Here is a 9,475-nt window from a genome sequence, read left to right as displayed (position 1 = left end):
ATCGCGAGCGCGTCGGCGTGGCCCTCCGCGAGACGCCCGAGGGCGAGATCGCGTTCGGCCGTGGCGGCGAGGGCGTGCCAGCGCTTTCGGGTCGCGCCCGCGCCGGGCGCGTCGAGACCCGTCGGATGGTCGCGCGTGAAGTCGACGAACCACTCCCGCACCGTCTCCCGATGGCGGCGGGCGATCGCCTCCGCCGACGCCCCGACGTCGAGATCGCGATCCCGGACGCCGTTCGTACCGGTGTGGGTCTTGTCGATACTCATCCCACGCCGCTACCCGGCCCGCCCTCGTGCACGCCCGGATCACGAGTGCGGCGGGACACTACGGGCCTGTACAGGGTTCGCCTCGGACGCTCCACGGCCGCCTGACGACGCGACGCACGCGGCATCCCGTCGTTATCCGTTTCCGACCCGGCAGGCCGATCGCTGTGCACTGCCTGCCTCTGCCTGTTCCTGCCTGTCCCTGCCTGTCCCTGCCTGCCGCCCAAGGTATTCCTTGACACGAATATTCTCGGTGGCGAATACTTGTTGCCATGGACGCACTCCTCACCGCACTGGCCGACCCGGCCCGCTGGCGGCTCGTGAGCCTGTTGGCCGAGCGGCCCCGCTCGGTCGGCGTTCTCGCCCGGCTCGCCGAGGCCCGGCAACCGCAGACGACCAAGCACCTCCAAACCCTGGAGCGCGCCGGCATCGTGACCTCTCGGCGCACCGGGCAGCGCCGCGTCTACGCACTTCGGCCCGGCCCTTTGCGGGAGTTGGCGGCCGTGCTCGGCCGGCTCGCCGACACCGCCGATCGGGTCGACGGCCCGCGCGCGACCTTCGAGCGCTACGGGCTCAGCCTCGACGCGGAGCGGCTCGCCGCAGCGGAGTCGGGGTGGGCCGACGGTCGCTCGTTCCGGTTTCTCCGGTCACTGCCCGGGCGCCCGGAGGCGGTGTGGCGCCACCTGACCGAGGCTCCCCTGCTCGCCCGTTGGTGGACGCCGGACGGCCTCCGCGTCTCCGAGCTGGTCTTCGAGGCGCGACCGGGTGGGCGGATCGTCCACGAGTACCGCGACGCCGAGGATGCCGACGGCGCCGATCCGGTCGTCGGGCGCGCTCGGGGAGTCGTCGACGACGTAGACCCCGGTGAGCGGCTCGCCTACCGGCTCTCCCCCCTGCTTCCCGACGGTGGCCTCGCCTTCACCGCCCACGTCGACCTCGGCCTGCGACCCGGCGACACCGGCACGGACCTCGACGTCCACTGGCGGATCACCGACAGCACCGTCGATGCCGCCGACTTCGTCGCCGGCATCGAGATCGGCTTCGGCCAAAGCCTCGACACACTTGCCGCGACCCTCGCCGCAACCTCGCACAACCCGGACACAGACACGGGCACGGGCACGCGGCCCGAGACCAAGACCGACACCAACCCCGCCCCCCGCCCAGACCTCCCCTCCGCCCCAAGGAGCACACAATGACCAAGCAGACCGCAGGCCGCCGAGTCGTCACCAACATGAGCCTCTCCCTCGACGGCCGCTACGCCGCGCCGGACAACCCGCTGGACATGTCCTGGGTGATGCCCTACGCCCACACCGATGTCGCCCGTAACCTCCTGACCAGCCTGTGGGAACCGGCGACGACGGCTTTGCTCGGGCGGGTCAACGCCGAGGGGTTCCTCGGTTTCTGGCCTACCGTCATCGGTATGGATGGCGTCGACCCGCGCGACGAGGCCTTCGCGAAGTGGCTCGTCGAGACCGACAAGGTGGTCCTGTCCTCCACCCTCGGCGAGGCGCCGTGGGAGCGGACGACGATCGCCGACGGGCCGACCCCTGACGTGGTCGCGGACCTCAAGTCGACCGAGGGCGGCGACATTCTCGTACTCTCCAGCGCGAGCGTCATCAAGGCCCTGCTGGCGGCCGACCAGGTGGACCGGCTGGCCCTGACCATCTTTCCGATCTTCCTCGGCGGCGGGCCGCGGCTCTTCGACGACGGCCTGCCCACAGGGCGGTGGGCGCTCGCCGACCAGTCCGCCGGGGAACACGGCACCCTGGCACTCGTCTACGACCGAGTGCGCTGATCCCACGATCGGCCGACGGCGCGCGTCACCGTGTGAACGGCCGGGCCCGGGGCGTCCTCGACGCGTCCAGGCCGCCACAGCAACGAGGGCTTCGACCTCGCGGGCAGCCGAACGCTCCGTCAGGATGTCCGGCGACGGGCTCTGCTCGTGCCGCACATCAGGCACACCATCCAGTCCCGCAACGCGTCGGCGGGAGCTCGTACGTGGCCTCGACCTGCTCGGCGGCGCCCACCACCGCGCCCGCAGCGGCCCCGCGGGTCGAACGGCAGGTCCCGCGGCAACCGGTCACGAGCATCCATTGGCCACGAACTACGGTGCGGGGTCGGCACGTTGAGACTCAGGCCGCCGACCCGGAGCAGCCGCGAGGCAGCAACGCGGCACCCACCGCGACGAGTCGGGCCGCGCACGCGCACCGCACCGCACCGCACCGCGTCGCGATCAGCCCTGGCTCGTGGGCCTGCGATGTCTGCCGCGACCGGGGCCCGGTCCGGGGGCGCCCGGTTGAGGCGGTGGTGGGATCGCGGCGGCCTGAGCGCCGGGGTACAGGATCTTCCGGGCCTGAGCCAGGTCGTCGGCGACGGTGACGGCCTGCCACGCGTAGCCGTCCCACTCGACGATCAGCCGGGGCGCTCGGGGGTTGACGTGCTCCGCACGCCAGGGCCCCTCCCCCAGCGGAACGGCCTTGCGTCGGCCCCGGCTCTCTTCCCGTCGGGCGTCGCGTCGTTCGAGCCACTGCTCGAGAGGTTCGTCGTCCACGAGGCTCAGCCTGCCGGCTTTCCACCGGCACTTTGGCCGGATTCCGGCGTTCGGCACACGGGTGGGACTCGGGTCGCCTCGTCGCCCGCCGAGATCGGTCCGATGGGGTCGGCGGAGGCCACCGCGCGTCGGTGTGGCGAGAATGGGGACAACAAGCCGTGCCGGCAAGCGACTTCCCCGAAATTCGGAGCGGACGGAACAGACGGAAAACGCTCGAAGGAACGCGAAGGAATCCCGGATCTACCGGCCGGAGCCGACGAAAGCCACCCGAAAAGGTGAACTCCGACCCGTTCCCGCAGGCACGAACGCCGGCCACCGTCCCCGACGACCCGGTCCGTCGCTTCGAGCCCCGCCAACGGCCACGAAATCTCGCGGCGCGAAGTCTTCGGCGGCCCGTCCTCGCGAGCGCTCGGCTACCGTCGGACACCATGAACTACGTCACCGACCCACGAGTCGACGCCTACATCGAGGCCCTGCCCGATTGGCAGCGGGTCATCTGTCGCGAGGTCCGAGATCTGGTCCATGCCGCGGATCCGGAGGTCGTCGAAACCATCAAGCGCACCACGCGGCCGTACTTCGTTCTCCAGGGCAACATTTGCGCACTGCTCGCGGCGAAGGACCACGTCAACATATTCCTCTACGACGGAGCGATCGTCGCGGACCCCGAGGGGATCATCACCGGCGGCCACGACAACAAGACCGCCCGCACCGTGGCCGTGCGCCGGGACGAGAACATCAACGCACCGGCCCTCACCGCCATGTTCAAGCAGATCATCGCCAACAATCGCGCCGGCGGTTGGCGCAAACTGAAGCCCTGACTCCGACCGCACCCGGCCGCATCGGCAACGGATCCCGCCTTGGCCACCAGGCCCGGTCGTAGGATGTCGGCCACGCGCGGTGGGTTCCCTCACGGACGGAGAGCGGGGCTCGACAACGCACGCCGGCGCTCGGATACAGCCACGAGACTGCACCGCACGGCCACGAACGCCGACGGAGGGCCTGCCCGATGACCGATACGGCCACTCGCTACCTCTACCTCACGCGCCACGCAGAGGCTTCACCGGACGAGAGCACCTTGACGGACATCGGCCGCCGACAAGCGGTACTGCTCGGTGAACGGCTTCGGCGCAGCCCGCTCCAGGCCGTTCGGCACGGCCCGCTTCCGCGAGCGGAAGAAACCGCCCGGCTGATCTGCGAGCAGCTCGGCGGAGTTTCCCCGCAACCGTCGGAGCCGGCCGGGGACTACATCCCCTACCTGCCGCGAAAAGCGGAACTGCCCACGGAATCGGCCGACGCCACGCTCACCCGTCTGTACCGGTTCCCGGTCGAACAACGTGAAGCGGGGCCCGGGTTGGCCGACGAGGCGCTCGCCCGGTTCACCGGACCGGTCGACGGCGACGAGCCTCGGCACGAGCTGGTCGTCACCCACAACTTCCTCGCCGGGTGGATCGTCCGAGCCGCCCTCGATGCTCCGAAGTGGCGCTGGATCGGCCTCGATCATGCCAATGCCGCCCTGACGGTCATCCGCTACGATCCGGGGCGGCCCGCGTCCGTACTCTTCTTCAACGACACGGCGCACCTGCCCACCGAGCTTCGCCGGGCCGGCTTGCCGGGCGAACTCCTCGGCTGAGGGCGGCGATTCACGGAACGCGTCGAGACGAGGCGTCGGCGGGGCCATCGCGGTGGTGAACGGCCGGGGGACGTCCCGTAACGCGTGGGAGTCCCGCTTTATTGTCTGCGTGGAAAGGTTCCCGGCCTTGGTAACGTGACTCGGAAACTTGGATGGGGGAGCCTCGAATATGGCTGAAAACACGCGTGCACGGGTGGTGTGCACGGTGATCGGGAGCATAACGCTCGCACTGGCGACAGCGGGTTGCGGAAGCGACTCGGGCGGTTTCGGTGACGATCCGTTCGGCGGCAAGGACAGCGCGAAGACGAATGCGCGCAACGCCGCCGCGATGGTGCTCACCGCCGTCGACAAGGTACACAAGACCGACTCGGTCAAGGTCCGCCTGGAGCAGAGCCTCCCGAGCGGTATGAAGACCAAGGCCGAGGGCGTCGTCAAGTTCGGCGAACCGGCAGGCATGCGACTGAACATGGACATGTCGCAGACGGTGGCCGGAGCGCCGGCGAACGTCGAGATGCTGATGACGTCGACGGCCATGTACATGAACATGGGCCCGGCGGTGGCCGCGGAAACCGGCGGCAAGTCGTGGCTGAAGCTGGACTTCACCGGCCTGGCATCGCTCGACAAGTCGGGCAACGGGGCCGCGCTCGGCGAAACGCTGAGCAAATCGATGAGCCAGCAGGACCCGACGGCGCAACTGTCGCTCCTGAAGCAGTCGGGCGACATCACCGAGGTCGGCACCGAGACGGTGAACGGCGTCTCGGCCGTGCACTACTCGGCCACCGTCGACCTGAGCGCGGCCGCATCGGCGAGCGCCGACACGTTGGGGCTCAGCCCGGAAACGCTGGCCCGCCTGAAGGAGGCCAACGCCGCGATCGGTGCGACGACTTCGAACTTCGACGTCTGGATCGATCCCAAGTCCGACATGCCGGTCAAGCAGAAGGTGGCGATGAAGACCACCGCCGGTGACATGGCCAGCACGGTGGACTACAGCGGTTGGGGCACCAAGGTCGATCTGACGCCGCCGCCGGCCGACGAGACGGCGGACATGCTCGAACTGCTTTCCCAGACCGACGGAGCCTGACCCGGCCGCAGCCGGCGGCACGTTCACTTCCCGCACTCGAGCGGCCTCTCGACCCGACCGATACCCGGCCCGGTCGAGAGGCCGTCCTCGTCGGGCGGCGGAGCAACCGGGCAGGAACCACCGGGGGCCGAGTGGGCCCCTAACGCACCGACGCCGCTCCCCCGAAGGGAAGCGGCACCGAGGACCGGTGAGGGGGCCGCCTCACGGCGGAAGGCTCACCGTGGCTCCAGCCGAACGGTATTCCACGGAGGCTATGGTTGGGCCCGGGGGCACACCCTCACCGATCGACTCGTACAACCGGCGCCCCGCGTCGATCATTCCCGCTTCGGCCGCGAATGCGCGTCGAGCGCACTTCCGTAGCGGCCATCGACCCCACAGCGACGGCGACGACGACGCCATCGCCCAACCGTCCGCCGGATGCCGAACTCGCCTCACCCCTCCCCGCCCCGCCCCGCCCCGCCACACCGCAAAGCGGTAAGCATCGGTAACAGTGGGCAACACCCAGGAATCGACCCCACGCCGCCAGAGCGGCGCGCTCGACCGACCTGGAGGTGGCTCGATGGCGTGGCTGACGGAGAAGGACAAGCGCGTGTTGCGCGCGCATCGCGAGCAGACCCCGAGGCTGCCCGCCGCGACCTCGACGAAGCTGCTGGTCGACGAGGGGCACGTGCGGGTGGTGACGTGCGGGTGGTCGACGTTCGGTCGGGCCCGGTGGTGCCTGGTCCACGTCGTCGTGGCGACGGACGATCCCACGCCGTACCGGGGAGTCGGCCTGTGGACGATCCCGTGCGACCATTCCCGGGCCCGGAGTTGGGTCGAGGCGGGCGCCGCGTTCGTGGCGGCGGTCGATGCCGCCGAGACCGAGTTCTTCACCGAGTACACGCGCGTACGCCCCCCCTGGGCACTGCGCCGGCGCCGCTCGTTCGACCGCCGTGATGCGGAACCGGGCATGCGCCGGCCGTTCCCGTTCGGCAACCGCCCCTTGGTTCCCTACGAGCGCGGCCTCCGTACCGCCTGGCGAGGCTTGACACCCGGGCAACGCGAGGCCGCCGAGCGCAGATTCGACGAACGACTCGACGCGGCGACCGAGGCGTACGGCCCGGTTCGCAACGTCATCGACGCACTGGTCGAGAGCCGGCGGGCGGAGCAGAACGCCCGCGCCCGCGAGGCCGCGGCCAAAGCCCGCCGAAACGCTCCCCCGCCCACGCCCCCGCTCCCGTCCCCGGTTACGGGCACATCGACATCCACATCCACACCCTCCCGAGCGAATCGGCGCGCATTCGGATGAATGCGGCGACTACTCGGTTGCCTGGACGACTCGGGGTCGTTGAGACCTTCGTGCGTCGCATTCGGGCAACGCAGCTGGGCGAGACGGAGAATGCAGTGAACACGTTCAAGAAGGCCACCGTCATGGCCGCAGGCACCGCCGCACTGGTCATGGCCGGCGCGGGAGCAGCCAGCGCGGGGGCCGAGGCCGGCGGTGCCGCCGTCGACTCCCCCGGTGTCCTGTCGGGCAACAACGTCCAGGCCCCGATCAGCATCCCGCTCAACGTGTGCGGCAACAGCGTGGACGTCATCGGCATCCTCAACCCGACGTTCGGCAACGTCTGCGCCAACATCGACGGCGCCCACCACCACAACCTCGCGGCCGGTCAGTACAGCGCGGGCGGCGCGGCCGTGCACGGCTGATCCGACCTCTGCTTCCCCTCTACTTCGGTCGTCCTCCACGTCCGAGGCCGGGGCCCCCGCGACTGCATCCCGCGGGGGCCCCACACCGCGTTACAGACCGGGCGCCCCCCACCGGGAACCAGCGGGACAGGTGCTTTTCCACCCGCAGGTCGTCGCGTACGGCCGCCGAGATTCCGAGTTGCGGAAACGGCGCTCGCCGGAAGGCACGCGGGACGCGCGCTCCCCGAAGCGGGCGAGACGGCGCGCTCGCCTTCGATTCTTCCCCGCTCGACGCGGAAACCGAGAGACACACCTCCGCGCCGCCACCCCATGCAGGTCGACGTATCCCCACCGTGAGTGGCGGCCACGGAAAGTACCGGCATCGAAGGGCCGAGGCACTTGACCCTCACGTGGCGTCATGCCGCATCGTCGGTGCCGTGGAAGAACACCTGACCGTGGGTCGTGTGGCCGAGTTGGCCGGCGTGAGCGTGCGTACGTTGCATCACTACGACGAGATCGGCCTCGTGCGGCCGTCCGCGCGGACCGCGGCCGGCTATCGGGCCTACTCGGCGGGTGACGTGGAGCGGCTGCGTGAGGTGCTCGCCTATCGGCGGCTGGGCTTCGGATTGCGCGAGATCGCGGATCTGGTCGACGACCCGACCACCGACGCGGTCGCGCACCTGCACCGGCTGCGCGGGCTGTTGCTGGAACAGCGCGACCGCGCTGCCGCCATGGTGACGGCCTTGGACAGGGAACTGGAGGCACGGGCAATGGGGATCGGAACGACGCCGGAGGAACAGTTGAAGATGTTCGGCGCACAGTTGTACGAAGCCATCGGATCCGCGTACCCGGCGACGCGGCGCACGGAGCCGCGGATCGCCGCGAGAGTCTGGGACGCGCTCGGCGACGCGCAGACGGTACTCAACGTCGGGGCCGGCACCGGCTCCTACGAGCCCCCCGACCGCGACGTCACGGCGGTGGAACCGTCGGCGGTCATGCGGGCCCAGCGTCCCGCGGGCGCGGCCCCGTGCGTGGCCGCCGGTGCGGAGAGCCTCCCGTTCGAGGATCGGTCGTTCGACGCCGCGATGGCCTTCAGCACCATTCATCACTGGCACGACCCGATCGCCGGGCTGCGCGAGATGCGGCGCGTGGCCCGCCGCGTGGTGGTGTTCACGCACGACTCGAGTGACGCCGCGTGGCGTCACCGGTTCTGGCTCAGCCGCGACTACCTGCCCGAGGTCGCCGACCTGGTCGCCGGCCGGCCCTCGGTGGACCGCCTGGCCGACGCGATCGGAGCCCGCGTGGAGCCGGTGCCGATCCCGTGGGACTGCGCCGACGGCTTCTTCGAGGCGTACTGGCGCCGGCCGGAGGCGTACCTGGAGGAGCACGTGCGCCGCGCGGTATCGGTATGGACCAGGGTCGGCCCGGCGGCCGAACAGCGGGCGGTCGCCAGACTCCGCGACGACCTCTCATCAGGCCGATGGGCCAAACGCAACCACGACCTCACCAACCTCGACGCAGCAGAACTGGGCCTCCGCCTCCTCGTCACCTGAACCCTCACGCCCGAGAACGCCGCCACCAACGCCGGGAGAGCCGCGAGGCCCTCGAAAGGTCCCTTCCAAGCCCCTGGTCATCCCTGTGGTTCGGCGGGCATCGCCGTGCTGTGCGAGAACAGGGTCATGGAGTCGAAAGTGAAGTGCCCCGACATGTCGCGCGGTGCGCGTCTCGCCACACACGGCGCCGTTTCCACATCGTTGCCCCTGTGCAGTGATGAGGCACTGCGCGAACGGCTGGCCGGAGCCCGGCCCCTCGGTTCCGGCATCGGCGGGAAGTCCGCTCTGCTACACGTCGCCGGAACCCCGGTCTTCGTGAAGCGCGTGCCCGTCACCGATCCGGAGATGCGACCGGAGAGCATACGGTCCACCGCGAACCTGTTCGCGCTGCCGGTGTTTTGCCAGTACGGCATCGGCGGGCCGAGCTTCGGGGCCTGGCGCGAACTCGCCGTGCACATCATGACAACGAACTGGGTGCTCGCCGGCGAGTACGAGGGCTTTCCGCTGATGTATCACTGGCGGGTGCTGCCGGACTCGACGCCCCTGCCCGAGGAACTGGCCGACATCGAGCGGGCCGTCGCCTACTGGGGTGGCGGATCGGGGGTGCGCCGCCGGATCGAGGCTCTTCGCAGCAGTTGCCGAACGACTCCCGGGTCGACGACGGTTCCGCCCGCGGCAACCTGATGTACCGCGTCGACGAAGTCCTCGGCGTCGCCGATCCGGTCCTTGAGC

At 70.2% G+C, this 9,475-nt stretch carries 9 protein-coding genes and 3 pseudogenes; 9 read left to right on the top strand and 3 right to left on the bottom strand.

Annotated elements, in window-relative coordinates:
• Nucleotides 1-263, bottom strand: a pseudogene (locus tag GT354_RS52860) (hypothetical protein); the annotation flags it as partial.
• Between the two features lie 269 nt (nucleotides 264-532).
• On the opposite strand from GT354_RS52860, the gene GT354_RS30510 reads away from it, so the two are divergent.
• Both GT354_RS30510 and GT354_RS30505 read left to right on the top strand, forming a co-directional pair.
• Nucleotides 533-1,456 carry a metalloregulator ArsR/SmtB family transcription factor gene (locus tag GT354_RS30510; protein ID WP_161359606.1) on the top strand — a complete coding sequence of 308 codons (924 nt, stop codon included), beginning with the start codon at nucleotides 533-535 and terminating at the stop codon, nucleotides 1,454-1,456.
• Nucleotides 1,453-2,055 (top strand): dihydrofolate reductase family protein, encoded by a 603-nt coding sequence (locus tag GT354_RS30505; protein WP_161359605.1) that lies wholly within the window; start codon nucleotides 1,453-1,455, stop codon nucleotides 2,053-2,055. Before GT354_RS30510 ends, GT354_RS30505 begins: the two co-directional genes overlap by 4 nt.
• A 438-nt stretch (nucleotides 2,056-2,493) precedes the next feature.
• On the opposite strand, the gene GT354_RS30500 is transcribed toward GT354_RS30505, so the two are convergent.
• Complete coding sequence (locus tag GT354_RS30500) at nucleotides 2,494-2,811, bottom strand: DUF6087 family protein (protein WP_161359604.1); 318 nt, start codon at nucleotides 2,809-2,811, stop codon at nucleotides 2,494-2,496.
• A gap of 428 nt (nucleotides 2,812-3,239) precedes the next feature.
• Between GT354_RS30500 and GT354_RS30495 the strand changes: the two genes are divergently transcribed.
• The 7 genes and pseudogenes from GT354_RS30495 to GT354_RS30465 all read left to right on the top strand — a co-directional run.
• On the top strand, nucleotides 3,240-3,629 hold the full coding sequence (locus GT354_RS30495) for a DUF1801 domain-containing protein (protein ID WP_161359603.1): 390 nt from the start codon (nucleotides 3,240-3,242) through the stop codon (nucleotides 3,627-3,629).
• A gap of 188 nt (nucleotides 3,630-3,817) precedes the next feature.
• Entirely contained in the window at nucleotides 3,818-4,441 is a 624-nt protein-coding gene (locus tag GT354_RS30490) for a histidine phosphatase family protein (protein ID WP_161359602.1), read from the top strand.
• A 148-nt stretch (nucleotides 4,442-4,589) separates the two neighbouring features.
• Nucleotides 4,590-5,522 (top strand): hypothetical protein, encoded by a 933-nt coding sequence (locus GT354_RS30485; protein ID WP_161359601.1) that lies wholly within the window; start codon nucleotides 4,590-4,592, stop codon nucleotides 5,520-5,522.
• A gap of 559 nt (nucleotides 5,523-6,081) precedes the next feature.
• A complete protein-coding gene (locus GT354_RS30480; protein WP_161359600.1) occupies nucleotides 6,082-6,810 on the top strand; it encodes a hypothetical protein in 729 nt (242 codons plus the stop codon).
• 95 nt (nucleotides 6,811-6,905) lie between these two features.
• On the top strand, nucleotides 6,906-7,211 hold the full coding sequence (locus tag GT354_RS30475; RefSeq protein WP_346012248.1) for a chaplin: 306 nt from the start codon (nucleotides 6,906-6,908) through the stop codon (nucleotides 7,209-7,211).
• 416 nt (nucleotides 7,212-7,627) lie between these two features.
• A complete protein-coding gene (locus GT354_RS30470; protein ID WP_161359599.1) occupies nucleotides 7,628-8,743 on the top strand; it encodes a MerR family transcriptional regulator in 1,116 nt (371 codons plus the stop codon).
• A gap of 153 nt (nucleotides 8,744-8,896) precedes the next feature.
• Nucleotides 8,897-9,373 (top strand): annotated as a pseudogene (locus GT354_RS30465) (protein kinase family protein); the annotation flags it as partial.
• Here the strand turns inward: GT354_RS30465 and GT354_RS54670 are convergent.
• Nucleotides 9,367-9,475, bottom strand: a pseudogene (locus GT354_RS54670) (DNA-binding response regulator); the annotation flags it as partial. The pseudogenes GT354_RS30465 and GT354_RS54670 overlap by 7 nt on opposite strands.

Origin of the sequence: Streptomyces sp. SID3343 (assembly GCF_009865215.1) — a bacterium.
Lineage (GTDB): Bacteria > Actinomycetota > Actinomycetes > Streptomycetales > Streptomycetaceae > Embleya.
The sequence above is the reverse complement of the archived record's forward strand: the minus strand, read 5'-3'. Positions and strand labels throughout refer to the sequence as shown.